Source organism: Myxococcus qinghaiensis (genome assembly GCF_024198215.1).
Taxonomy (GTDB): Bacteria; Myxococcota; Myxococcia; order Myxococcales; family Myxococcaceae; genus Myxococcus; species Myxococcus qinghaiensis.
On sequence record NZ_JAKCFA010000005.1, the window covers coordinates 229,540 to 252,948 of the forward strand.

The following is a 23,409-nucleotide window of genomic DNA, read 5'->3' on the forward strand; positions in this document are numbered from 1 at the left end:
CGTGTCAATTCCATCGCGGCGGCGCTATCCCCGCTCCACGTCCCACCAACCGAACCACATCGTCCGCTCCTCGGCGAGCTGCACCCAACCCGGGGCATGCACGTAGTCGCGCGGTTGCATCCCCGCCTCCACGACGGCGCGAGCCGTGTCCTCGAAGGAATACAGATGCAGCGTCACCGCGGGGCCCGCCGTCTGCACCTCGCGCGTGGAGGCTTCGTGTCCCTCGAACCCGGGCCGCTGCTCCAGCACCGTGAACAACATCCGCCCGCCAGGCGCCAACGTCGCGGCGAGATGGCTCAGCACGCGCGGCAGGTCCTCACAGAAGTCGAGGCAGCCGATGGCCAGCACCACCTGGAAGCGGCCCCACTCCTCGGGAAAGGGGCGGTGATAGCTGTGCACGTGCCACGCGCCCTCGGGCCGTCCCTGTCGCGCCAGCTCCAGCATCTCCGGAGACAGGTCGACTCCCACCACGTCGATGGACGCATCCAGGCCCCGCGTGTGGAGCCCCGGTCCGCACCCCACGTCGAGCACCCGACACCCCGGCGTCACCGCTTCCGCGAGGAAGCGCTCCACTCGGCCCTCATACCGATGAAGCACGGGGAAGAGCACCTCGTAGGCCGAGGCAATCTCTCCGTACACCTGCTTCACGTCCTCTTCCTGCGCATCCCGCGACATGGCGCCGCAGCCTATGCACGAGGAGGGCCCGAAGGGCGTGGAACACACGCGGACACTCCGTGTGGCGAACGTCCCGCGATGAACGCGGACGCCTCCACCGCCGAGTCATCCAGGTCTCCGCGCGCCACAGCCTGGGCAGAACTTCGCACCGTCGTGGCGTCTCGGCCTGTCTCCAGGGCGTGTCCGGGATGCGACAGGGCCTCGCCCGGACGACGAGGCCCCGTGCATTCCCGCGTGGCTCAGTCCGCGACCTGCCGGAACACCGCCATCGCGCGGCCCACCAGCTCGAACTTCCCCTGGGGTGCGACCTTCTCCCCGCCCCGGGCGTCATCCTCCGTGTACAGCACCAGCTCCCACCGGTGGCCCGTCGCGACGGCGGGCACGGTGAAGGACACCGCCTCATGGTGCGCGTTGAGCAACACCAGCACCGCGTCGCCGATGATGCGCTGGCCCCGCTCGTCCGGCGTGGGGATGGCGTCGCCGCCCAGCAGGAACGCCAGCGAACGCACGAAGGGCTTCTTCCAGTCCTCCTCGCTCATCTCCGTCCCGTCCGGACGGAACCACGCCAGGTCCTTGTGCTCGGAGTCCCAGAGGTGCGTGCCCTTGAAGTAGCGCCGCCGCTGCAACACCGGCTGCCGGTGTCGGAAGTGGATGAGCTTCCGGGTGAACTCCAGGAGCTTCTCGCGCCGGGCGTCCAGCTTCCAGTCCACCCACGACAGCTCGTTGTCCTGGCAGTAGGCGTTGTTGTTGCCCTGCTGCGTGCGCCCCATCTCGTCGCCCGCGACAATCATCGGGACGCCCGTGGACAGGAACAGCGAGGCCAGGAGGTTGCGCTTCTGCCGCTCGCGCAGGGCGACGACGCCCGCGTCCTCCGTCTCGCCCTCCACGCCGCAGTTCCACGACTGGTTGTCGTCCGCGCCGTCGCGGTTGTGCTCGCCGTTCGCCTCGTTGTGCTTCTGGCTGTACGTCACCAAATCATGAAGCGTGAAGCCGTCGTGCGCCGTCACGAAGTTGATGCTCGCCTGCGGCTTGCGCCGCGCCTCCGCGTACAGGTCCGAGTTGCCCGTCAGCCGGTAGCCCACCTCGCTGGCCTGGTTCTCGTCGCCCTTCCAGTAGCGGCGCAGCGCGTCCCGGTACTTGCCGTTCCACTCGCGCCACGGCGCGGGGAAGCCGCCCACCTGGTAGCCGCCGAGTCCCACGTCCCACGGCTCCGCGATGAGCTTCACCCGGCTCAACACCGGGTCCTGCTGGAGAATCTGGAACAGCGCCGCCCTCGGGTCGAACCCGCCTTCCCCCGTGCGCCCGAGCACCGTGGCCAGGTCGAAGCGGAACCCGTCCACATGCATCTCGTTCACCCAGTAGCGCAGGCTGTCGACGATGAGCCGCGCCGCGTTCGGGTTCGACGCGTTGACGCTGCTGCCGCACCCGGTGAAGTCCAGGTAGTAGCGCGCGTCCGGCATCAGCCAGTAGTAGCTCGCGTTGTCGATTCCCTTCAGCGACAGCGTGGGCCCCAGATGGTTGCCCTCGCACGTGTGGTTGTAGACGACGTCGAGGATGACCTCGAGCCCCGCGGCGTGCAGCGCGCGCACCATGGCCTTGAACTCGGCGACCGCCGCGCCCGGTGTCTTGCGACTGGCGTAGTACTGCTCGGGCGCGAAGAAGCCGAGCGTGTTGTAGCCCCAGAAGTTGGACAGCTTCTTGTCGTTGAGGAACGAGTCGTCCGCGAACGCATGGATGGGCAACAGCTCCACCGACGTGACGCCCAGCTTCTGGAGGTGCTCGATGATGGGCGGCGAGGCGAGCCCCGCGTAGGTGCCGCGCAGGTGCTCGGGCACGTCGGGGTGCTTCATGGTGAGGCCGCGCACGTGGGCCTCGTAGATGACCGTCTTGCGCCAGGGAATCTCCGGCCGCCGGTCATTCCCCCAGTCGAAGTAGTCGCTCACCACCACGCTCTTGGGCACCCCCGCCGCGCTGTCCCGCTCGTCGCGCGCCAGGTCCTGCTGGGGGTTGCCGAGCGGATAGCCGAACACCGGCTGCTTCCAGTCCACATCGCCGTGCAGGGCCTTGGCGTATGGGTCCACCAGGAGCTTGTGCGGATTGCAGCGGTGCCCCTTCGCCGGCTCATACGGGCCGTGGACCCGCAGGCCGTACAGCGTCCCGGGCTCCAGGCCCGGCACGTAGCCGTGGTGGACGAAGTCCGTGGCCTCCGGCAGCGGGAAACGTTCGATTTCCTTCGTTGGATTCGCGGGGTCGAAGAGACAGACCTCGATGCGCGTGGCGACCTGGGAGAAGACGGCGAAGTTCACTCCCGTGCCGTCGAAGGTGGCACCACGCGGCCAGGGCTTGCCCGGCCAGACTTCCCTGCTCATACGGGCTCTCGATTCCTCTTCCAGGAAATTGCCCGCTGAATGTGGGATGGCCCTCGCGTACCGGCAACCGTCAGGCAGCGACAGCGTGGTCCAGTGAGCGCCAGGTCCCCAGCGCCCAGTCCTCCTCCTCCGGGTCGTCGAAGCTCACCACGCACAGCGCCCGGTGCCTGCCCGAGCTGCACACCGCCGTCAGCCGGCACTCGCCCGGCTCCATGTGCAGCGAGGCGCGGCCGCTCACCCGCTCGCCCCGGTGCTCCAGCTCCATGGCCCGGCGCTCCGCCGTGGTGGGGACGAGGCCGTCCTCCGTCGCGTCCTCCAGCGGGACGAAGCGCACGCTGCGCCGATGGTCCCTGGCCACCCAGGTGCCGTCCTCCAGGTGCGCCTCCGCCAGCGAGCCCGGGATTCGAATCTCCCACCCGGCCGGCAGCGCCACCTGCACGGAGCCTCGCCGGTAGCCGATGGGCGGCCCCTTCGCCGCGTGGAACGCCGCGTGCCGGTGGACCAGCTCCGCGAGCGTGCCGCCCACGCCCAGGTAGCCGAGCACCTCGCGCCACTCGCGCCACGGGTACGCCAGCTCCGGGTCCTCCCGCCACGCCAGCTCCAGCGCGCGCGCCACCTCGCGCATGAGCCGGCGCTCCTCCTTCAGCAGCGGCGGGCGCCAGACGACTTCCGTCCACAGCCGGCACAGGGCCCGGCCCAGCCGCGCCTGCGCGCCCACGCCCTGCTTCCACCAGGGGAACACATCCATGCCCACGCGAGGGTCCTCGTACACGCGCCGCATCCAGCGCTCGTCCCGGGGGCCCAGGGGCGTCAGGAGCGCGCCGGGGTACTCGAAGGTGTGGCCGAAGCGCATCGACATCGCGAAGCCCGACTGCCCCCGGCTGCGCAGGCGCAACACCTGCCCCACGGACTCCTGGAGCCACGCGAGCATGTGCACCTCCACCGGGCCCGCGTCGTCCGTGTGGAAGTAGCCCGTGGGGTCTCCCACGCCCATCGCCTCGTCGGCCTCCGCCCAGTGCAGGTGCAACGCCTGCCCCATCGCCTTGAGCAAATCACAGAGGAAGACGTGGTAGCCCGGGCCCACCGCCGTCGTCTCCGCGGAGATGACGACACGCGCGCCGCTGGCCGCGAGGATGGAGACCTCACCCGCCGCCGGATGCAATCGCAGGCGCAAGAGCGGCGCCCCGTGCGGGCCCGTACTCACGTGACTGCTCTCCAGCCATTCCCTGGCGTTCTCCTGGAACCATTGCTCCACCTGTCCCAGCCAGGCGCGCGAATTGTCGGGTGACGACGTGAAGGGCACATCGCCTCCACGCCGGCCGGCCAGCAGCAACTTCACACTCATCACGCCTCTCTCGGGTTGGATTCAGGGTGCGGGGGGACTCGACATGTCTCCGGGCCTTGTCAGGAAAGCGCGTTTCACCTTGAAGGTGCCACCGACCCTGGGTCCCTGCCGGCCCGTGCTCCACGTCGCGCGGAGGCACGAGCGAGCAGTCCGCCGCCCGCTCGCCTGTCTGCCGTTGCCGCAATGGCTTTCAGTGAAGGGCCTTCCGTGGCCCGGAGGCGTGAGGGCCACGGAAGTTGAAGAGAGGTTCAGTTCTGCGTGGAGGTGGCGGCGGGCGCGTCCTTGCGCGCGTTGGCGGCGACCTTCTCCGCGATGCGGGCCCAGTCGGTGTGCTGTCGCACGGGCTCCAGGGAGGGCTCGGTGGTCAGCGACTCGGTGGCGGCGAAGCCCGCGTCGGCGGCGCGCCCCAGCCAGATGATGGACTCGTCCTGGCTGCCCGCGCGCGCGGCGATGACGCCCGCGTAGTAGAGGCCGTCCGGGTGGCGGAAGCCGTCGTTCCACGCCTTGCGGTAGAGGAAGAGCGCGTCCTCGTAGCGGCCATCCTCCAGCAGCTTGTCGGCCTCGGCACCCAGCCGGCGCGACTCGCTGGCGTCGGGCGGCACGGGGCGGGGGACGGGACCTGCGGGGTTGCCCGGGTCATTGGTGTGGGTGGTGGCGCAGGCGGTGAGGTGGAGGACGGCGAGGACCGTGAGGAGACGGCGCATGGCGGGAGTGCTCCGGGGTTGAGAAGGTTTCCGGCGGGGACGCTGCCAACACCTGAGCGGCCATTCAAGCAGGCCCTTGATGCCCGGAGCCTGGAGGACCCCCACGTTGCGGGGAAAGGAGGCCGTCATGAGCAAGAAGGACGTGTTGCACATTCCGCCCGATGCCCTTCCCACCATCCCCAAGCGTGAGGCGGGAATCGAGGACGAGTCCTCACCGCGCCGCGCTCCGCCGACGTTGGACCCCGGCACGGGGCCGGGGGCACCCCGGGGGCGGATACGGACCCACTCATCATCGAGCCGCAGTCGGACCCCGGCCGCTACCCCGGGACGAGCGTGTCCTGAGCGTCACGCCGTGGAGAGTGCGAGGCCCGCGTCCGACCAGGGCGGGGGCCTCTTGCTGTCGGGGGAGGGCTTCAGGGCGCCGCGCGCTGGAAACGACGATGCCCGCGCCGGTCGGGGCGCGGGCATCGTGTGCTCACGAATCCAGCGCGGAGCTACTGCTTGCGGCCGGACTCCGGCTCGCGGGTCGTGCTGGTGTCGGGCGCGTACGGGTCCTCGCGGTTGCTGGAGTCAGGCGTCAGGTCGCCATCCCCACTCGTGCCGGGGTCGATGGCGGTGTCATCCGCGGGGTCCAGCGTGCCCGAGCCACCCGTGCCCGGGTCCATCGTCGGGTCCTGGCCCGTCGGCGGGTTCAGCGTCGGGTCCTGACCGGAGGGAGGGCTCATGGACGGGTCATCCACGCCCGTGCCGCCCGTGCCCGGGTCCACGGAGGGGTCCGTGGCTGGCGGCGGGCTCATCGTCGGGTCATCCATGCCCGTGCCGCCCGTGCCCGGGTCCGGCGACGTGCCCGCGGGAGGCGTCGTCGTGTCGGTGCCCGTCGTAGTGCCCGTGCCGGTGTCCGTCGTCGTCGGCGCCGTGGTGTCGTCGCGCTTCGCGCTCGAGTCGGACTTGCAGGCGGTGCCAAACACGAGAGCGCCGGCGGCGAGCGAACCCAGGACGAGCTTCGTCTTCAGGAACTTCTTCATGGTGGTTCTCCCACTGAAAAGTTTTGGGTTGGTGTGGCTGGCTGCTGCTGGTCGAGAACCTGAGCAGCCAAATCGCGGCTTGCAGGGGACGCTCCTCTGGCTGCCTGCTCCCCAGCCAGAGGCAGGAGGCTGGACGTGCGGCCCCTTGTCAGTGCGGGACCGTGCTTCAGCCGGGCCTCGGGTCCAGGGGCCGGCATCGAAGCCCTGTGGGCTTTCCCACCCACGGGGCGCCGCGGGTGATGCGTTGTGATTCATTGCACGGTGGTATGGGGTTGCCCGTGCCGCGGGTGCAGAAAGGCTTGGCCTGAGTCAGCCGTCCTTGTTCGGGCCCACCAGCCGGGGCTGGTCATCCCCTCGAGTTCCCTGGGCGCGGCGGCGCAGGGACTCGCGCCACCCCGGCGCCAGCAACGGGCACTCCGCCAGCGCCGCCGCGTCCTCCCGCCGGTGCTCGTGCATGGCCCGGTTGGCGAACGCGACGGTGAACACGGGGAAGGGGCGCTCCAGCAGCTCCAGCGCGTCGCCCGCCTGGACTTCGCCCTCTTCCAGCACGCGGTAGTACCAGCCCGTGCGCCCCGTGCGCTGGAGCAGCATCGCCAGCTCCTGGTGCCGCCAGCGCCGCGCGGGCTTCCAGCACGGCTGACGCGGCTGGGACACCTGCACGCGCGCGCCACCCACCCGCAGCACGTCGCCAATGCAGACACTGTCCTCGGCGCCGCCGGAGACGACCCAGTTCTCACCGAAGGCGCCCGGGCCCACGTCCTCCCGCGCCAGCTGCACGCGCCAGAAGGCCTGGTGCGAGGCGGGGTACGCGAGCACGGCCTTCTCCACGCCGCCGTGCACGCGAAGGTCCGCCTGGCCATCTCCGGCCAGCCCCGTGCGAGACAGCCACACCCGTCCCTCCACGGGCTCCTTGTGGATGGCGCTCGTCCACGGCCGCTCCAGCGGAGCCACGGCACCGGGCGTGCCGAGCTCGCGGGGCAGGCCCACGTGAAGCGAGAGGATGCGGGGGAGCTCGGTGTCCATCACTCGCGCCACAAAGCAGGCGCGGCGGGCGCTGTCCAGTGGAGGCGCCGCTCTACATATGACGCGGGGCGGGAGCCGCCGTGGAAGGCCGCTCCCGCCCCGTCAACCGGGTGACACGCGTGGCGTCAGAAGGTTCCGCCGTCCATCACCGCGCCGCCCGCGGGCGGAGTGAAGGTGCCGGAGGTGTTGTCGTCCGCGGTGCCCGGCACCACGCCCGTGTTGTCGTCCGTGGTGCCCGGCACCGCGCCCGAGCCGCCCATGCCCGCGTCACCGTCGAACGTGGGCGTGGCCCCCGGGGCCGTCGTCGTGGTGCCCGGCGCCGTGGTGGTGGTGTCGCCCGGCATCGTCGTGGTGCTGCCGGGGTTCTGCTCCGGCGTGGCCGGCACCGTGCCCGGCGTGGACGGCGACGTCTGCGTCGGGTCCGTCATCGGGTCTTGCGTCATCGTGTCGGGAGTCGTCGTGCTCCCGGAGCCGCCCGTCGCGGGCTGCTGTCCCGCGGTGCTCGTGTCCGCCTGGGCCACCACGATGGGGGCCTCCGTGGAGCTGCACGCCGTGCCCAATGCCAGGGTACCCGCCATGGCACCCGCCCACATCCACCGCCTCATGTGCATCGCCATTGCCTGCCTCCTTCCGTGGGTTGTGCGTTACGTCAGTTTCAAGGGGTGGCATGCTCGGGACCTGGAGTCCCCGCCGCCCGTTCCTTCATCTCCGAATCCATTCGCGCCCGGTGACGGCGCTGGCGTCGCTCGGTCAGCACCAGCAGCAGCGCGGGAAAGGCCACCAGCATGACGAGTAGATTGGTGGCGAAGCCCAGACTGGCCAGTGCCCCCACGGAGTTCAGGCCTGGATGCCTGGCCAGGAAGAGCGCGCCGAAGCCCATGGCGCTCGTCAGCAGGCCCCCGGAGATGGCCCGGCCTGTCTCCGAATAGACTTCCACGAAGTCGCTGCCCGGTGACGCCAGGCGTGTCAGCAGATGCACGCCCGCGTCCACCGTCGTCCCGATGAGCACCGGGATGATGAGGATGTTCAGATAGTTGAACTCCATCCCTATCAGCGGCATCAGGCCAATCAGCACGAGCAAGGACACCACCGTGGGCAAGAGGCACAGCACCGCCATGCGCAGCCCGCCCAGCGTCATCCACATGGCCAGGAGCACCGCCAGCGTCGTGCCGCCGAGGATGAGCGGCGCCTCGTGCGTCACCATGTCCAGCAGGTCCGCCATCACCATGGCCTCGCCCGCCGCGGACACGCGCTCGCCATCGGGAGTGGCCACACCGCGCACCTCACGCGCCAGGGCCCGCACCGCCTGCCCGTCCGACTGATTCACCGCCGGGTACACCAGCACGAAGCTGCCGGGCGTGCCCTCGCGGCCCATGAACTGCTGGCGCACGCTGGGCGGAAGGTCTTCGAGCGTGAAGGGCCGGGCCTCGCTCTGCCGGCGCAGCTCCACCAACTGCGCGCGCTGCTCCGCGGACAGGCGCTCCTCCGGGACGCGCTCCAGCAGGCGGTGGATGTCCTGGAGCACGGCCTGCTTCTTCGGCTGGTCCTGGGGCACGAGCGACGACAGCGAGGCCACGAAGTCGATGGTGGAGTCCGGGCCCCGCTCGCGCTGACGCCGGGCGAGGGCGGTCGCCATCGCGTGCTCTTCCTCGGGGCCCTGGGTGAGGACGACAATCGGCGTCTGCGAATAGCCGATGATTTTGTTCACCTGCTGGTCGAGCACGAACGAGGGCAGGTCCTGGTCCTCGAGCGTCCCGAAGTTGTAGTCGAAGCGCACCCGAGGCACCTGCGTCAGCAGCCCCACCAGCAGCACCGCGGAGACGGCGGTGATGATGAAGCGGTGGCGCACCAGCACCGCCCCGAAGGGAGACGCGCGCGGCGCGACGGACGCCCGCTTGGGACGCCAGCCCCAGCGCGCCGTCAGGCCCAGGAGCGCCGGCAGCACCAGCACGTACGCGGCGATGAGCACCAGCATGCCGATTCCAGCGATGACGCCGAACTCGCGGAACGCGCGCAGCTGGGAGGTGCCCAGCACGAAGAAGGTGAGCGCCGCCACCAGCGCGGAGACGAGGGCCGCGCCGCCGGTGTGGGTGAAGGCCTCGCGCGTGGCCTGCTCGGAGGACTCGCCCTCCGTGCGCAGATGCAGGTAGCGGCCCAGCAGGTGGATGCCGTGCTCCACGCCCAGGCCGCCGAGGATGGCTCCCAGAAAGCCCGTCAAGAGATTCACCTGGCCGTACACCAGGGCGACCAGGCCGTACGTCCACGCCAGGCCCACGCCCACCGGCGTCAGCACCAGCCCCACCGCCAGCGCGCTGCGGAAGTGGAAGAGCAGGTACAGCAGCATCAGCGCCATGGCCACGGCCGACGACACCGCGATGTCGCGGATGATTTGCTGCTGCTGGTCCAGCTTCTTCTGGAAGGTGCCGGTGATTTCCACCCGGAAGTCGGCGCCGTACTTCGACAGGTCCTGCGCGTCGAGCAGCCCGCGCACCTCGTCCACCACCTGACGCGAGTAGGCCAGGTCCGCCGACGTCATCTCCGGCTTGACGAGCACGACGACGCGCCGGGCCTTCGCGTCCAGGTAGTAGTCGTCCGTCGCGGAGGACAGCTTCTGCCCCGCGGCGCCGCCGTACTTCGCCTCCAGGTCGGAGAAGTCGAGCGACGGCGCGGGCTCGTCCACCAGCTGCACGTAGAGCGGATTGGCCTGCTGCTGCTCCCACGCGAGCCGCGCGGCGAGCCGACGGTGCACCTCTCGCAGGTCCTCTTCCGACAGGAAGTACATCGCCCTGTCCCTGAAGAAGGCGCCCGTGCGCTCCTTCTCCACGAAGCGGATGCCCGGCAGCGCCTGGAGCTTGGGCGCCAGGTCATTGGCGAAGCGGCGCAGCGACTCGGTGTCGCCTCCCTCGCCCACCACCGCCACCCAGCCGAGCGCGCCGAAGCGCGTCTCCAATTCATGGAGGTCCTGCACGCTCGCGAACGAGTGAGGCAGCAGGTCCACCAGGTTGGCGTTGAGCTTGAGGTTTCGGGCGAAGAAGCCCCCGACCGCCGCCAGGAGCAGGGCGATGCCGAGGGCGAGAATGGGCCGCCGGTGACTGCGTGTTGCCAGGGCCCCGAGGCCCCGTTCCACGCGCCGCATCCAGCGGCGCTCGGCAGGTGTCGATGTGGTCGGCTCCGAATCCATCCGTCGCGGCAGGCGGTCCGCTTCTCCAGGCCCCGGACTCTCCGGTGGCGTGGAAGGCGGCACGGCTTCCCCTCCCTCGGGTGTCCGCGTCAGCGGCCCCATGTGGTCGGGAACGTGGGGATTCGGCGCGGGTGATGCAGTGCCCGCCGCCCGGTCGTCTGCCCTCCAGGAGGACGGCGGACCCACCGCTCCGGGGATGCGCTCGCGGAAGTCGTTTCACCCCCAGAATCAGCCGGGCAGTCAGACGGGCGAATGCCGCTGGGAATTGTTAGTGAAGGTCAAGTGATTCGGTGCCTTACATTCCGCCTTACGGCATAAACGCGTTGACTCCCTCGTTGGCGCATGCCCAAGGTGGGCCGGCCGTCGTTCGGCCCGCAAACAACACAGCAGGTGTCGCAACATGGGTGAGAAGCGTTGGTCGGAGCGGTTCGAGGGGGCGATGGGCCAACTCGCCGCGCGGAGCCACCGGCGTCCGTACCAGGCACTGGTGGTGGCGGTGGTGCTCACGCTGCTGGGGGCCTGGTTCGCGAGGACCCTGACGCTCAACGCGGACTTCGTGGGCCTGCTGCCCAAGGCGTTCCCCAGCGTCCAGGACATCGAGAAGCTGCGCAAGCGCTTCGGCGGCCAGGGCAACGTGGTGGTGGTGGGCATGGGCGCGGAGCCGGAGGTGCTCAAGCGCTTCGCGGACGACATGGCGCCGAAGCTCGCGCAGCTGTCGGAGCTGCGCTACGTCAACTTCCAGCGGCCGAGCGAGTTCTTCGACAAGCATGCGCTGTACTACGTGGACCTGGAGGACCTGAAGACCATCCAGGGTCGCATCGACGCGCGCATCGCCTGGGAGAAGGAGCAGGCCAACCCGCTGTTCGTCCGGTTGGATGACGCGCCGCCGCCGTCGGTGGACTTCTCCGACATCGAGCAGAAGTACACCGGCCGCGCCAACCAGCGGCTCTCCGGCCAGGGGGATTTGTACTACCTGGACACGACGGAGCGCATGGTGGTGCTGATGGCGAAGCCCCGGGGCAGTGCCGCGGACCTGAACTACTCGAAGAAGGTCGTCACCCAGGTGGAGGACTTCCTGGCGAAGCAGGACCTGTCCAAGTACGGGCCGGGCTTCAAGACGGCGGTGACGGGGACGTTCAAGAAGAAGATCGACCAGCAGCGCGTCATCGTCAGTGATTTGGCGACCGCGTCCTCGCTGGCGATGGTGCTCCTGCTGGCGTACCTGGCGTTCCACTTCCGCAGCGCGCTGTCGGTGGCCTTCACCATGGTGCCGGTGCTCGCGGGCCTGGGGTGGACGTACGGCTTCGTGGGGATGGCGTACGGGCAGGTGAATCTGCTGACGGGCTTCCTGGCGGCGGTGCTCGGCGGCCTGGGCGTGGAGCACGGCATCCACCTGCTGGGGCGCTACGGGACGCTGCGCTCGGAGGGGATGACGTCCGAGGCGGCGGTGCAGGAGTCCTTCCGGCACACGGGCTTCTCCGCGCTCATCGCGGCGCTGGTGGCGGCGCTGACGTTCTTGAGCCTGGCGCTGTCGGAGTTCAGGGCGTTCCGCGAGTTCGGCATCATCGCGGCGGTGGGCATGCTGGTGAGCATCTTCGCGTACGTGCTCATCCTGCCGGCGCTGCTCGGGGTGGCCTCGCGGTTCGGCTGGTCGCCGCGCGTGCACCAGGGTGGCACGGGGCCCATGGCGCTGTTGGGGCGGTGGCTGCCGCGCTCCTACCGGGGCGTGGCGGTGGTGATCGGGCTGGGGGTGGTGGCGCTCATCTCGCAGTCGTACCGAATCTCGTTCAACTACGACTCGCGCACGCTGGAGGACTACAAGCAGGCGTCGGCGGTGCTGGACCAGAAGGTGAACAACATCCTGGGCTATTCGCAGACGCCCGTTGTCGTTCTGACGGAGTCGCAGGACATGGAGCGGGAAGTCGTCCGCCAGCTGGAGGCGCGCAAGGCGGCGCGGGGCAAGGACTCCACCATCGACTTCGTGGGGGCGCTGGAGGACCTGGTGCCCCGGCAGCAGCCGGAGAAGCAGGCGGTGCTGGAGGCCATCTACGCGCGGCTGAACAAGCTGGACGCGGAGCGGCTGCCGGAGGACACGCGGGTGTCGCTGGCGCGCGCGCTGAACATGTCGCAGGCGAAGCCCTTCACGCAGGCGGAGCTGCCGGCGAGCGTGCGTCACCAGTTCGAGAGCCTGGATGGGAGCACGGGCGGCGTGGTGCTGGTGTACGCGGGTGGCGGGGTGAGTCTTTCGGATGGTGAGGGCACGCGGCGCTTCTCCAAGGAGGTGCGCGGGCTGCACATGCCGGACGGCAGTCAGGTGTCGGCGGCGGGCGAGGCGCTCATCCTGGCGGACATCCTGGACATGGTGTCGCGCGAGGGTCCGCGGATTCTGGCGGCGGCGGTGCTCAGCGTGCTGGCGGCGATGTGGCTGACGCTGGGGCGGCTGCGCACGGCGCTCATCTGCATGGTGCCCACGCTCCTGTCGGTGGCGGGGCTGGTGGGGTTGATGGCGCTGTTGGATTTGCAGTTCAACTACCTGAACATCATGGTGTTGCCGGTGTTGGTGGGCACCACGGTGGACGCGGGGGTGCATCTGGTGCAGCGGCTGGGTGAGCCGGGCGCGGACTTCATCTCCGTGTATGGGGAGACGGGGCGAGCGATTACGGGCGGTCTGCTGACGAGCGCCATCGGCTTCGTGGCGCTGGTGCTGGCGAAGCACCCGGGGTTGAACTCGATTGGTGACCTGGCGAACCTGGGGTTCGGGTTGAACATGGTCATCGTGCTGCTGGGCTTCCCGTCGCTGCTGCTGCTGGTGGAGCGGTGGAGGCGCAAGCACGGGGCCACGGCGGAGCAGCCGGAGCAGCCCGCGCCTGAGGCGTGAGACTTCTCCAGGCCCGGCGCGTGTCGTCGTGCCGGGCGGGTGGCAGACTGCGCGGCACGGTGGGCGCCGGGGTGGTGCCCGAGTCGGTCCGAGGAGGGCAGGACATGAAGCGGAGCGGGTGGCTCGCGGTGGTGACGGTGGCGGTGGCCCTGGCGGGCTGTGGCCATGGTGGGAAGAAGGAAGAGAAGAAGGGCGACACGCGGTGCGAGGAGTCGCGGAACCTCTCGTGCATCACTGGCACGGAGTGTTCCATGGACCGAGACCGTGGCTGTGAGGTCTGTCGCTGTTCGCCCGCGGATGCGCTGACACCCACGGACAAGCGCCGGCCCACGGCGATGGAGCCGCAGCAGCGCTGGTAGGGTGGGGCGGCTTAGGCGAGGTGCGCGACTTCGATGTCCAGGCGCTTCACCTTCAGCTCGACCAGGAGGCCATGCAGCTTCGGGGACATGAGCAGGAGCGGGTGAGGGCGCAGGACTCCGCTCCGCATTCCTAATTGCTGCCGTGTCCAGGTCAGGTCGCTTCCGTCGTAGTCGCTGCGTCGCAGTGAAAGCTCGGAGAGCACGTTCAGGCCGACGACGTGGCCCTTGGGGCAGCGCTGCGCGTTGTCCTCGTCGAGGTCGAAGGGGTCGTTGCCCGTGAGCGTGGCGGGCAGGATGTCCAGCGGGGGCGCTGTCACGACGAGTTGGTACCACTCCTTCACTGGCTCAGCGCGCGCACCCGCTCCCCGGATGGGTCGGAAGTCCGCGCCCGTGATTCCGTGCTCCTGCCAGAGGTCGGCAAGCCGAGCGGAGATGACCCATTCGTGAGAGAGGGTTCGAGCGAGGTCCGCGCGCTGGGGAATCCGGCGCACGTCCAGGCTCAAGTCCGTCACCTGCCTGGCACCCGCTCCACACAGCGTGCACGCGGTGGCTTCGTCGTACTCGGTACCGCACTCCTCTCCCGAGGGCTCGAAGACCGCCGCCATGCCCAGCTTGAGCAGCTCAGCGGACTTCAGCTCTCGCGCCGAGTAGTGGCGAAGGATGCGCCAGCCCGCGAAGAAGAGCTGGCCTTGCTGACGCAGGGTGCGGTCAATCTCCCTGACGCGCGACACGCGTTCGTCGTCGGTGGGAAGCGTGACTTTGCGTACGGTGCCACTCGGAAGCACGACGCCCTCGTCATCGCGGAAGAGCCGCCATGCTTCCGATTCCTCGACACGGAGTTCGATGGTTTCGCGCATGGGCTAGGGCTGGAGTCCGATGAGCTGGGGGATGGGGTACTGAGAGTAGACCTGGACCAAGAGGAGCTGGAGCTTCTCCGGAGGAGGCCGCTCCTGGCCATAGGCCCAGCGCTCGCGGAAGGCCTGGGTGATGGCTTTGTGGTACGCGGTTGGCAGCCGATAGGTCGCGCCGGATTTGGCACCGCCCAGGTACATCGGAACCAGGTGATGTTCCTGGAAGCCCGCGCTGCTCGGATAGCGCGCCTGAGCTTCCTTGAGCCGCTGGACATAGAGCTGACGAGCCTGCTGGACGACTTGATGGTTCGCCAGCCGGTGCGCCTGGAGCTGGCTCTGTTGTGGCGTCGGCGTCGGGGTGAGCAAGGGAGCGCGTCGCCACGGGCGTCCTCCAGGCCCTCGACGAACTGGCGGTCTCATCCCCGAGTTCTCGCAGGGCGTGTCGGTCCGCGATGCGCAGTACGCATCGGGCGATTCGACCTCGGCTCGGCTCGTGTCCTCCGGTGTGTCGTCTGGCAGGAAGGCCCCGATGGTTCCTTCGTCAGTCGTGACGTGGAGGCTGCCCCAGTCGCGAAGGTTGACGGTGGCGGCACCACAGCCCAGTTGAAGCAGGACCAGGACACAACACCACAGGCTCAGGTGCCAGGCAGGTCGAGCGCGCATCCCTCCTTCATATCTTCTCCCAACGGCGCGGGAGGGAACGAAGTCAGCTCCGTGCACCCGGCTCGAAGCGCAGCGGCAGATGCGTGGGGCCGTGGACATGGAGCGCCTGTCGCGGCTGCCAGGGCTCGTCGCTCGCGAGCCGGAAGTTCCGCAACCGCTCCAGCAGGTCCGTGAGCGCCACCCGCGCCTCCATGCGGGAGAGCGCTGCCCCCAGGCAGAAGTGGATGCCGTGCCCGAAGGCGATGTGCGGATTCGGGTCCCTGCCGATGTCGAAGCGCTCCGGCTCATGGAAGTGCTTCGGGTCCCGATTCGCCGAGCCAATCATCGGCAGCACGAACTTCCCTGCTGGAATCACTTGTCCGTGCAGCTCCACGTCGCGCTTCGTCGAGCGGAACATCGACTGCGCCGGAGAGCGGAAGCGCAGCACCTCCTCGATGGCCGAGGCCAACAACGCTGGCTCTGCCCTCAGTCGCGCGAGCTGGTCCGGGTACTCCATGAAGCACAGCAGCGCGTTGTTGATGAGGTTGGTCGTCGTCTCCGTCCCCGCCGCCAGCAGCAGCTGGAAGAACCCCAGAATCTCCTTCCCGTCCAGCCGTTCCCCATCCACCTCCGCCTCGACGAGCCTTGTCAGCAGGTCATCCCGCGGCACCCTCCGACGCTCATCGAGGATGTCCGCCAGATACGTGCGCATCTCGTTCCGCGCCGCCGAGTTCTCCTCCATCGCCCGCTTCGACTCCTCCCCGTCAGCGATGGTGTAGCTGAGCTTCATGATGACATCCCCCCACCGCAGGAACCGCGCCCGGTCCTCGGGAGGAATCCCAATCATCTTCGCGATGACCATCGCCGGCAGCAGGCTGGAGTAGTCCGTCACCAGGTCCATCTCTCCACGTTCCACCGTCACATCCAGCAGTTCCCGTGACAGCGTCTGCACATGCGGCTCCAGGTTGGCGATGGAGCGCGGCGTGAAGGCCCGCATGATGATGTTGCGCAGCTTCGTGTGCCGGGGCGGGTCCGAGAACAACAGCCAGTCCGGCGTCGTCCCCGTCTCCGTGGCGACAATGGAACTGAACGCTTCGTGGTCATGCAGCGCCCGCCTCACGCTGTCGTAGTCGAAGAGAATCCACAGGTCCGCCTGCGGCTCGTGCAGCAGCGGAGAGGCCGCGCGCAGCTTCGCGTAGAGAGGGAAGGGGTTGCGGCGCACGTCGTCGGTGAAGAGCTCCATCATGACTCGGCGTCTCCGGGCTCTTCGGCAACCTGAGGGCCGGACAACGGTAGGAAGCCCAGGTTGCGGAACGAAGCTGTATCGAAGCTGTCCGTTCAGTTGCGGATAGCGCTGCTAGCGCGCTCGCGACATGCTGACGGAGGAATGGGCTGAAATGACGGCGGTCGACGCGGTTCCGGGAGGGTCATGGGCAAGGACAATCACCTCACCGAAGCGGATGCCGCCTTTCACAAGTGCGAGCCGAGCCAGGACGGTGGAGCCTGCCTGAGTGGCGCCTGTGCTCCCGAGTACAAGGAGCGCAACAGTTGCTCCTATCGATGGCAGGCCGTGAAGCACTCGCGCGAAACGAAGGCGCGCCGGGACCTCTACAACCGGTCTGTCATCCTCAGCCGGAGGACCCTTGCCCGCTATGGGAAGAAGGGGTTCGCGGCCGGCCTCATTCCCACGTCGCGATATCGCACGAAGAAAGGGGGCGTCTTCCCCCAAGCGGAAAGATACGGCGACAGCCTCAAAGAGCCACGGCCAGGGGATTGGGACGTTGACGGCCCGAAGCTACCTGGAGCCGTGGACAGCATGGGCCGGGAAATCGGACTCCATCGGAACTTCGAGACGATGTACTGGCCCTATTGGAACAACGCGCACCACATGATTCCAAAGGGCACCCTGAACTCGATGATTGAGTCCGTGCCCGATGACGCAAGGCTCGCCAACCTCATCCGGGCCGGCCTGCTGAAGGGGCTGTACAACGTCAATCACTACGAAAACGTGATTCTGCTGCCCATGGACAAGGAGGTGGGAATCCATCTCCAGCTCCCGCGTCACCTGTCCCTGGATGACGAGTCCGACGCGTTTGATGAGGCGCCCAAGTTCAACCATGTGGCTTATAACGCCAAGGTGGAGACCCGGCTCGACACCATCCTGCAGCGCTTCATGGAAATCGCGAGCGAGGTCAAAGCGGGCGAGGTGCCGTGCGAAATGAAGGAGATGTCGGCCTTGGCCAAGGCTGACCTCATCACCCTCTCGCAAGATTGCTACGTCGCGATTGTCGCGCTGGGCAAGAGCAAGCCCGGCAAGCCTCTCGTGGATCTACCGAGCCTCCCCCGCCCATGAACTACTTCATCGTCGACAGGGCCCCCACGGTCGAAAAGTCGTTCTGCATGCTGGAAGGTGGTCCTCGCTCCATCGCCCAGGTGCGCTACCGGTTGATTCGCGGCAAGCCCATGGGCAGCGACTACCCTCAAGGGGTGACGTGGCGCATGAGCGACAGGTATGGCGGCATTCGATTGCCGTCGCTCATCGGCAACACGGGGAACATGCTCGTCGTCGACAGGGCCCTGATGGAGGTCTTCGCGCGAGTCGAGGTCCCCATGGAGCGCCTGCCCTTTGCCTTGGTGAACCACAAGGACAGGGTCGCCAGTCAGGACTACTTCATCATCAATCCCCTGGGGACCTTCGACTGTCTGCTCAAGCGCGACGGGCAACTCGCGCAGGCCCACTCCGGTGGCGGGCTCCTGGGCGGGTACAAGTACGTCTTGGACTCGCGGAAGCTGAAGAGTGCCCCCGAGGTGTTCCGCGTCCTGGAGACTCCCGAGGAGATTGTCATCAGTCACCGACTGGCGGATGCGCTGAAGACGCTCAATCCCACGAACGTGTACCTGTTCGAACTGGATCAGGCGTCGTCGCCTGTGACTGAAGAGCCCGAAGAAGGGACTGTGGGTTCTTAGGCCGCGCGTCCCGAACGCCGTGCCGCCCACGCGGTGACGAAGTCCGCCAGTCCGCCCAACTGCCGGTCATTGAGCGTGCACTGCCACCGGGCCTTTCGCAGCGCGCGGTACGCCGCCGGAGCCTCCCAGCCGCGCGCCACCATCACCGCCAGCCCCATCAGCGGGCCCCGGCCCACGCCGTGCTCGCAGTGCGCATACAGGTGCCCGCCACGCTCCAGCCGGGGCATCGCCCACTCGACACCCTGCATCAGCTGCTCCACCGACGGCGGATAGCGGTCCGTCACCGGCAGGTTCAACAGCTCGATGCCCAGCGCTTCCAACGCCTTCGCGTCGTCGACACACTCGGCGCGCAAATCAATCACCGCGGTGATGCCCCGCGCCTTCAGCTCCGCGTAGCGCGACGGCGGCACCGAGCCACCCACGTGCAGCCACTCGCTCACCTGGGACACGTTGAGCCCGCGCCCCGGCAGCTTCGTGGTCCACTCCACGCAGCGCGCCACCGAGCGCAGCACCTGCTTGCGCACCCAGCCGCGCACCCCGGGCACATGGTGCACGTCCCGCAACAACGACACGCTCACAAGTCGCCCTCGAGGGACACTTCCATCAACCCCGCCACCGGCGCCTTCCCCGCGCGCTCCAGCACCGCCCGGTGCAAGTACGTCACGGGAGAGCCCACCACGGGCCTGATGAGCCCACCCAGCATGCCCAGGTCCTCCACGGGCGCGCTGCGCTGCAACAGCGACGTGGAGCGCAGCACCATCGCCTTCGCCCCGTCGCCACCAAAGACATCCACCGTCCAGGCGCTCCGCTCCTTCGAGCCCTCGCGGCTGAGCGTGAAGGACTCCAGCTGGCTCGGCGTGCCACCCTCCGTCCACGAGTACACCGGACCGAACTCACCGTCCTGCCCCTCGCGCGCCAGCAACACCAGCCGCTCCCCGCCTTCGCGCAGCGCCCGGAAGCGCACCCAGCGCTTGGCCAGCTTCGCCGGAGGAATGGTGGAGCGCGTGTGGTCCGCGTAGCCGCCACCCGCCTGCTCCAGCTCCGCGCTCTTCGGCGGCTGCACCGTCGCCTTCAGCGGGCTGAAGGCCAGCGTCATCTCATGCCGGTAGCGCGCGTTGCCCACTTCCACTTCCGAGCCGTCCGGCGAGCGCGGCGTCACCTGCGCCGCGTACTCCAGCACCACCCGCCCACCATCCAGCGGCGCCTCCACCCGCGTCACGCCGTCCGCCGAGCGCGCCGAGCACGTACCGACGCGCAGCGTGCTGGTGGCCGCGTCGTAACCCCACTCGCGCGAGCCCACCTTCTTCTGCGCCGTCCACGCGCGCTGGCCCGGCCGCAGCACCGTCGCCCGGCAGATGCCCGTGCGCGAGCCCGGTCCGATGTTCGTCACCTGCAACTGCACCAGCACGAAGGTGCTGTCCTCCAGGTCCCCGATGAAGGTGAAGCTCTCCCCGTAGTTGTCACTCGGGGAGGCCGTGGGCTCCAGCGTCGCGCCCGCCGCCACGGTGGGCAGCGCGAGCGACAACAGGAGGCCCAGGACCTGGAGCCCCGACTCACGCCGCATGGGGGCGCTGCTCCAGGAGCGCTTCCGGCGAGTTCGAGTCGTTGAACACGTAGTCGCGCTGCAACGGCAGGTTCCACGCGAAGTAGACGACGCCGCGCACCAGCCACCAGCCCAGCGTGTAGGCCAGCTGCGGATGCAAGGTCAGCAGCGCCACGCCGCCCGCGTTGAGCAGCGCGCTCGTCCCGCTCACCACCGCGTAGCGCATCACCTGCCGACCCACCGCCGCCGTGCTGCGGAAGGTGAACACGCGGTTGATGGAGTAGTTCACCACCGCGCCCAGGAGCGCGCCCAGCGCCGTGGCCCACGCGGGCAACAGCCCCGCCAGCTCCACCAGCGCCAGCACCACCGCGAAGTCCGCCAACGTGGCCACCGCGCCCGCCGCCGCGTTGAGGCCGACAATCGCCTTCTCCGAGCGCGCCTCCACCCGCTTGGGCGCCAGCGCCTTCACGAGATTCCGGAAGCGGGAGATGGCCGTCAGGTTGCTCATGATGGCGACGAAGACCAGCCCCACCACCGCCAGCCAGTGCATGGGGTGCTTCTCCGTGGGCCAGAACACCGCCTCCAGAATCGGAGACAGCGCCGTGCCCGCGCCCAGGAAGAGCACCCGCTCCAGCCGCTGCATCGCGCCGTCTCGCACGTTGACGCCCAGGCCCTCGCCCTTGGCGCGGACATACGGCACCAGCGACGAGCCCAACAGCGCGCCCAGCGCCGGCAACAGCACCCACGTGTCCCGGTAGTACCAGGCCAGGCCCATCAACATCGCCGAGTCCACGTACCGGTCCAACACCGAGTCCAGCGCCGCGCCCGCGGGGTTGGCCTCCTTGCGCGTGCGGGCGATTCTCCCGTCCATCACATCCAGGATGCCCGCGCCCAGGAACAACCAGCCGCCCAGTGCGAAGCGGCCCGCCGCCACCGCCACGCCGGAGGAGATGCCCAACAGGCCCGACAGCATGGACAGCGCGTTGGCCGGAAGCCCCGAGCGCAGAATCACCGCCCACAGCGGCTGGATGATCCAGAAGAAGTAGTGCCGGAGGAAGTAGCCCACGAACCCCGCGTTGCCCCGCTTGAGCGTCTCCTCGTCGCGAGGCACTCCCTTGAAGGCGCAGCGGATACAGAAGATGAGCAGGCCTCCCAGGAAGTACACACAGGCGAGGATGGCGGGACCCAACGCGGTCCAGATACGAGCCGACGGAGACAGGTTTCCAGTCAACCAGGCGACCACGTTCTCAAGCACGGGTGTCCCCTCCAGGAGTCAGCGGCAGCGTGACGGGCATGGGTGCGCTCTTGCGCGAAAAGGCCAGCTCCACCGCCAGGAAGGCGGCGAGCGCGAAGACGAGGCCCGCGAGCACGTCCAGGATGTAGTGGTGCGTCAGATAGACAGCGGAGAAAGCAACCAGCAAGGCGAACGCTCCCGTGCCCAGACGCCACTTCGGGCCGTCTCGCCAGACGAAGAGCATCACCATGAAGGGATAGGAGGCGTGCAACGAGGGCATGGCCCCGAAGACGTTGGGATTGCGGGCATAGAAGCCCGCGAAGTAATTGATACCCAACAGTGCATCGAAGCGCGCGGTGCCAGCGGGGCTGGGCAGCGCGGCCAGGTTCGCCGGGCCCGGGCCGTACTGGAGGATGTACCAGGGTGGCGCGGCCGGGTAGAGCAGGTAGGTGACCACGCCCAGGGCGTTCACCACCAGGAAGGCCCAGCACAGCTTCTCGAAGCGTGTGTCCTTCTTCACGAAGAAGAAGATGGCCATCAAGAAGACTTCGTAAAGGTAGGCCGCGTAGGCAAAGCCGCACAGCAGGTCCAACACGGCGTGCGAGCGGGTGCTCCACCACAGGGGCCAGTTGACACCGCCGGGGGCGGGGAACCACTGGCGCTCCCACTCCCACAAGTCACCTGTGTGGATGGTGCCGCGCACGAACAGCCAGAGTCCCTGGCTGTCCAGCAGCATGCCGGTCAGCCACAGTGGGAAGCCGCCGAAGAGGAAGCGACGCGTGCGGGGGCCCGCCCAGGCCACCCCCACCAGCGCCGCGTCCGCGACGACGTGGTCCCACCGGAGCCGTCCGGTGGCCGTCACGAGCATCAAGTGGCCCACACCCATCAGGGTGATGAACCACGTGAAGGCCGTGGTCTTAGCGAGCGAGCGGGAGGTCATCCCCGTAGTAGTCGAGTCCAAGGTGGGTGATGGGCTCTTCGCCGGCCACGACGCGCAGGGTGTTCTTCAGCTTGGTGAGCTGGATGAACAGGTCATGCTCGACGGGCAGGCCGGGCTGGGCCATGGGGCTCTTGAAGTAGAAGGACATCCACTCCTGGATGCCGCGCCACTCCAGCCGCTTGGCCAGGTCCAGGAACAGCGCGATGTCCAATACCAGCGGCGCCGCCAGGATGGAGTCGCGGCAGAGGAAGTTGACCTTGATCTGCATCGGATAGCCGAGCCACCCGGTGATGTCGATGTTGTCCCAACCCTCCTTCGCGTCGCCGCGGGGCGGGTAGTAGTGGATGGACACCTTGTGCGAGTACTTGCTGTACAGCTCGGGGTAGAGGTCCGGCTGCAGGATGGTGTCCAGCACGCTCGACTTGGTGACTTCCTTGGCCTTGAAGGCCGCGGGGTCGTCGAGCACCTCGCCATCGCGGTTGCCGAGGATGTTGGTGGAGAACCACCCCTCGAGGCCGAGCATGCGGGCCTTCAGCGCGGGGGCGATGACCGTCTTCATCATCGTCTGGCCGCTCTTGAGGTCACGGCCCGCGACGGGGATGCCCTCCAGCTTCGCCAGCTCCTGCAGCGCGGGCGTGTCCACGCTCGCGTTGGGCGTCGCGTTGGCGAACGGCACGCCTTCCTTGATGGCGGCGTAGGTGTAGAGCGCGGTGGGGTTGATGTCCGTGCTGTTCTCGTCCAGCGCCTTCTCGAAGGCGGCCAGCGTCTTGAAGGACTCCGGCAGGGGACGGAAGGTCTCCACGCTGCTGCACACCACCATCACGGCGCGCTTGGCGTTGAGCTCCTTCTTGAAGTCGCGGATGTCCTGGCGCAGCGCTTCAATGCTCTCGCGGTGCGTCTTGGTGGCCTTGGTGTGGTTGGCCTCGATGCGGCGGACGAACTCCGCGTCGTGCACGCCCTTCTTGGGCTTGATGCCCTGGAGGAAGGGCTTCACCTGCTCCAGGTGCTTGTCGTGCAGCACGCCGGAGCGCACCGCGACCTGGTACGCGTCCTCGCTGATGATGTCCCAGGCGCCGAAGACCACGTCGTTCAGTCCCGCCAGGGGCACCAGCTCACCCAGCTTCACGGTGCGCCCGTCCGTGCGCTTGCCCAGGCGCGCCGTGCCCATCTGCGTCAGGGAGCCGATGGGCGCGCCCTTGCCCTGCCGCGCCAGCTCCACGCCCGCCATCAGCGTCGTGGACACCGCGCCCAGGCCGGGGATGAGCACCGCCAGCTTGCCCTCGGGCTTCGAGACCGACTTCTTGTTCTCCATCGTGGATTCCTTCGAAAGGCGGTAATGCCGCCCTGTGGTGAGTCTTCTTCGTACCTTCCGCTGCGCACCGACATGACGCCGTGGGGTATGCGGAAAATCCCGAATGCGGATGGTTGATACTCTAAAGCGTTCGTGACTTCAACGTCATGTGGGGCGGCTGGTTAGCACGCCACGGGGCGGACTGATGGATCACCCAGGCCCCAGGTACAAGGCGACGCGAACGCGCCTGTCAGAGAAACACCACGTCGTGAGAAAAGTGACACCTACCTGACCGTGCATGGGCATGACGGGTAGGTCGGGGTCGGTGTGGACCCGTGGGGTGGTGTGTGGGGAAGGTGGCACTGCGAGCGTGCCTTCGAGG

Annotated in this window: 20 protein-coding genes; 4 read left to right on the forward strand and 16 right to left on the reverse strand. The window is 68.4% G+C overall.

Translation table 11 applies throughout. The annotated features are described in order from the left end of the window. Positions 1 to 24: 24 nt before the first annotated feature. From LZ199_RS11015 to LZ199_RS11050, 8 genes are all read right to left on the reverse strand, one after another. On the reverse strand, positions 25 to 675 hold the full coding sequence (locus tag LZ199_RS11015; protein ID WP_253993609.1) for a class I SAM-dependent methyltransferase: 651 nt from the start codon (positions 673 to 675) through the stop codon (positions 25 to 27). A 239-nt stretch (positions 676 to 914) separates the two neighbouring features. Continuing rightward, the gene (gene glgX, locus LZ199_RS11020) at positions 915 to 3,044 is read right to left on the reverse strand and encodes a glycogen debranching protein GlgX (RefSeq protein WP_253993610.1); all 2,130 of its coding nucleotides are present in this window, start codon (positions 3,042 to 3,044) and stop codon (positions 915 to 917) included. Between the two features lie 70 nt (positions 3,045 to 3,114). Beyond that, positions 3,115 to 4,389, reverse strand: coding sequence for a hypothetical protein (locus tag LZ199_RS11025; protein WP_253993611.1), 1,275 nt, complete (start codon positions 4,387 to 4,389; stop codon positions 3,115 to 3,117). A 248-nt stretch (positions 4,390 to 4,637) separates the two neighbouring features. Further along, positions 4,638 to 5,093 carry a hypothetical protein gene (locus tag LZ199_RS11030; RefSeq protein ID WP_253993612.1) on the reverse strand — a complete coding sequence of 152 codons (456 nt, stop codon included), beginning with the start codon at positions 5,091 to 5,093 and terminating at the stop codon, positions 4,638 to 4,640. A gap of 494 nt (positions 5,094 to 5,587) precedes the next feature. After that, entirely contained in the window at positions 5,588 to 6,118 is a 531-nt protein-coding gene (locus LZ199_RS11035; RefSeq protein WP_253993613.1) for a hypothetical protein, read from the reverse strand. 309 nt (positions 6,119 to 6,427) lie between these two features. Next, entirely contained in the window at positions 6,428 to 7,141 is a 714-nt protein-coding gene (locus LZ199_RS11040; RefSeq protein ID WP_253993614.1) for an MOSC domain-containing protein, read from the reverse strand. A gap of 125 nt (positions 7,142 to 7,266) precedes the next feature. Further along, entirely contained in the window at positions 7,267 to 7,719 is a 453-nt protein-coding gene (locus tag LZ199_RS11045; protein WP_253993615.1) for an Erp protein, read from the reverse strand. A 77-nt stretch (positions 7,720 to 7,796) separates the two neighbouring features. Continuing rightward, positions 7,797 to 10,277 carry an efflux RND transporter permease subunit gene (locus tag LZ199_RS11050; protein WP_253993616.1) on the reverse strand — a complete coding sequence of 827 codons (2,481 nt, stop codon included), beginning with the start codon at positions 10,275 to 10,277 and terminating at the stop codon, positions 7,797 to 7,799. A 445-nt stretch (positions 10,278 to 10,722) separates the two neighbouring features. Between LZ199_RS11050 and LZ199_RS11055 the strand changes: the two genes are divergently transcribed. Further along, positions 10,723 to 13,200: an efflux RND transporter permease subunit gene (locus tag LZ199_RS11055; RefSeq protein WP_253993617.1), complete on the forward strand. Its 2,478-nt coding sequence runs from the start codon at positions 10,723 to 10,725 to the stop codon at positions 13,198 to 13,200. 104 nt (positions 13,201 to 13,304) lie between these two features. Next, a complete protein-coding gene (locus LZ199_RS11060; protein ID WP_253993618.1) occupies positions 13,305 to 13,559 on the forward strand; it encodes a hypothetical protein in 255 nt (84 codons plus the stop codon). Positions 13,560 to 13,570: 11 nt separating this feature from the next. On the opposite strand, the gene LZ199_RS11065 is transcribed toward LZ199_RS11060, so the two are convergent. The 3 genes from LZ199_RS11065 to LZ199_RS11075 are packed head-to-tail and all read right to left on the reverse strand — an operon-like array spanning position 13,571 to position 16,298. Continuing rightward, the gene (locus tag LZ199_RS11065) at positions 13,571 to 14,416 is read right to left on the reverse strand and encodes a hypothetical protein (RefSeq protein WP_253993619.1); all 846 of its coding nucleotides are present in this window, start codon (positions 14,414 to 14,416) and stop codon (positions 13,571 to 13,573) included. 3 nt (positions 14,417 to 14,419) lie between these two features. Next, the gene (locus LZ199_RS11070) at positions 14,420 to 15,073 is read right to left on the reverse strand and encodes a hypothetical protein (RefSeq protein WP_253993620.1); all 654 of its coding nucleotides are present in this window, start codon (positions 15,071 to 15,073) and stop codon (positions 14,420 to 14,422) included. Positions 15,074 to 15,116: 43 nt separating this feature from the next. Next, complete coding sequence (locus LZ199_RS11075; protein WP_253993621.1) at positions 15,117 to 16,298, reverse strand: cytochrome P450; 1,182 nt, start codon at positions 16,296 to 16,298, stop codon at positions 15,117 to 15,119. A 324-nt stretch (positions 16,299 to 16,622) separates the two neighbouring features. On the opposite strand from LZ199_RS11075, the gene LZ199_RS46675 reads away from it, so the two are divergent. Further along, positions 16,623 to 17,405 (forward strand): AHH domain-containing protein, encoded by a 783-nt coding sequence (locus LZ199_RS46675; protein ID WP_253993622.1) that lies wholly within the window; start codon positions 16,623 to 16,625, stop codon positions 17,403 to 17,405. Then, on the forward strand, positions 17,402 to 18,019 hold the full coding sequence (locus LZ199_RS11085; protein ID WP_253993623.1) for an imm11 family protein: 618 nt from the start codon (positions 17,402 to 17,404) through the stop codon (positions 18,017 to 18,019). The genes LZ199_RS46675 and LZ199_RS11085 overlap by 4 nt, the downstream gene beginning before the upstream one ends. On the opposite strand, the gene LZ199_RS11090 is transcribed toward LZ199_RS11085, so the two are convergent. From LZ199_RS11090 to LZ199_RS11110, 5 genes are read right to left on the reverse strand one after another with little or no spacing between them, the layout of a single operon-like run. Then, a complete protein-coding gene (locus LZ199_RS11090; protein WP_323389495.1) occupies positions 18,016 to 18,597 on the reverse strand; it encodes a protein-tyrosine phosphatase family protein in 582 nt (193 codons plus the stop codon). The two genes, LZ199_RS11085 and LZ199_RS11090, sit on opposite strands and share 4 nt — an antisense overlap. Beyond that, a complete protein-coding gene (locus tag LZ199_RS11095) occupies positions 18,594 to 19,583 on the reverse strand; it encodes a hypothetical protein (protein ID WP_253993625.1) in 990 nt (329 codons plus the stop codon). The genes LZ199_RS11090 and LZ199_RS11095 overlap by 4 nt, the downstream gene beginning before the upstream one ends. After that, positions 19,573 to 20,817 carry a GtrA family protein gene (locus LZ199_RS11100; RefSeq protein ID WP_253993626.1) on the reverse strand — a complete coding sequence of 415 codons (1,245 nt, stop codon included), beginning with the start codon at positions 20,815 to 20,817 and terminating at the stop codon, positions 19,573 to 19,575. Before LZ199_RS11100 ends, LZ199_RS11095 begins: the two co-directional genes overlap by 11 nt. Beyond that, positions 20,810 to 21,736, reverse strand: coding sequence for a phosphatase PAP2 family protein (locus LZ199_RS11105; protein WP_253993627.1), 927 nt, complete (start codon positions 21,734 to 21,736; stop codon positions 20,810 to 20,812). The genes LZ199_RS11100 and LZ199_RS11105 overlap by 8 nt, the downstream gene beginning before the upstream one ends. Further along, positions 21,714 to 23,048, reverse strand: coding sequence for an inositol-3-phosphate synthase (locus LZ199_RS11110; protein ID WP_253993628.1), 1,335 nt, complete (start codon positions 23,046 to 23,048; stop codon positions 21,714 to 21,716). The genes LZ199_RS11105 and LZ199_RS11110 overlap by 23 nt, the downstream gene beginning before the upstream one ends. Positions 23,049 to 23,409: the final 361 nt, after the last annotated feature.

What these genes read in the sequence shown, in the direction of transcription:
- LZ199_RS11070 (WP_253993620.1), bottom strand. Translation starts at nt 15,073, where the DNA reads ATGCGCGCTCGACCTGCCTGGCACCTGAGCCTGTGGTGTTGTGTCCTG.
- LZ199_RS11095 (WP_253993625.1), bottom strand. Translation starts at nt 19,583, where the DNA reads ATGCGGCGTGAGTCGGGGCTCCAGGTCCTGGGCCTCCTGTTGTCGCTC.
- LZ199_RS11015 (WP_253993609.1), bottom strand. Translation starts at nt 675, where the DNA reads ATGTCGCGGGATGCGCAGGAAGAGGACGTGAAGCAGGTGTACGGAGAG.
- LZ199_RS11030 (WP_253993612.1), bottom strand. Translation starts at nt 5,093, where the DNA reads ATGCGCCGTCTCCTCACGGTCCTCGCCGTCCTCCACCTCACCGCCTGC.
- LZ199_RS11065 (WP_253993619.1), bottom strand. Translation starts at nt 14,416, where the DNA reads ATGCGCGAAACCATCGAACTCCGTGTCGAGGAATCGGAAGCATGGCGG.
- LZ199_RS11055 (WP_253993617.1), top strand. Translation starts at nt 10,723, where the DNA reads ATGGGTGAGAAGCGTTGGTCGGAGCGGTTCGAGGGGGCGATGGGCCAA.
- LZ199_RS11040 (WP_253993614.1), bottom strand. Translation starts at nt 7,141, where the DNA reads ATGGACACCGAGCTCCCCCGCATCCTCTCGCTTCACGTGGGCCTGCCC.
- LZ199_RS11075 (WP_253993621.1), bottom strand. Translation starts at nt 16,298, where the DNA reads ATGATGGAGCTCTTCACCGACGACGTGCGCCGCAACCCCTTCCCTCTC.
- LZ199_RS11085 (WP_253993623.1), top strand. Translation starts at nt 17,402, where the DNA reads ATGAACTACTTCATCGTCGACAGGGCCCCCACGGTCGAAAAGTCGTTC.
- LZ199_RS11045 (WP_253993615.1), bottom strand. Translation starts at nt 7,719, where the DNA reads ATGGCGGGTACCCTGGCATTGGGCACGGCGTGCAGCTCCACGGAGGCC.
- LZ199_RS11025 (WP_253993611.1), bottom strand. Translation starts at nt 4,389, where the DNA reads ATGAGTGTGAAGTTGCTGCTGGCCGGCCGGCGTGGAGGCGATGTGCCC.
- LZ199_RS11060 (WP_253993618.1), top strand. Translation starts at nt 13,305, where the DNA reads ATGAAGCGGAGCGGGTGGCTCGCGGTGGTGACGGTGGCGGTGGCCCTG.
- LZ199_RS11110 (WP_253993628.1), bottom strand. Translation starts at nt 23,048, where the DNA reads ATGGAGAACAAGAAGTCGGTCTCGAAGCCCGAGGGCAAGCTGGCGGTG.
- LZ199_RS11050 (WP_253993616.1), bottom strand. Translation starts at nt 10,277, where the DNA reads ATGCGGCGCGTGGAACGGGGCCTCGGGGCCCTGGCAACACGCAGTCAC.
- LZ199_RS11105 (WP_253993627.1), bottom strand. Translation starts at nt 21,736, where the DNA reads ATGACCTCCCGCTCGCTCGCTAAGACCACGGCCTTCACGTGGTTCATC.
- glgX (WP_253993610.1), bottom strand. Translation starts at nt 3,044, where the DNA reads ATGAGCAGGGAAGTCTGGCCGGGCAAGCCCTGGCCGCGTGGTGCCACC.
- LZ199_RS11035 (WP_253993613.1), bottom strand. Translation starts at nt 6,118, where the DNA reads ATGAAGAAGTTCCTGAAGACGAAGCTCGTCCTGGGTTCGCTCGCCGCC.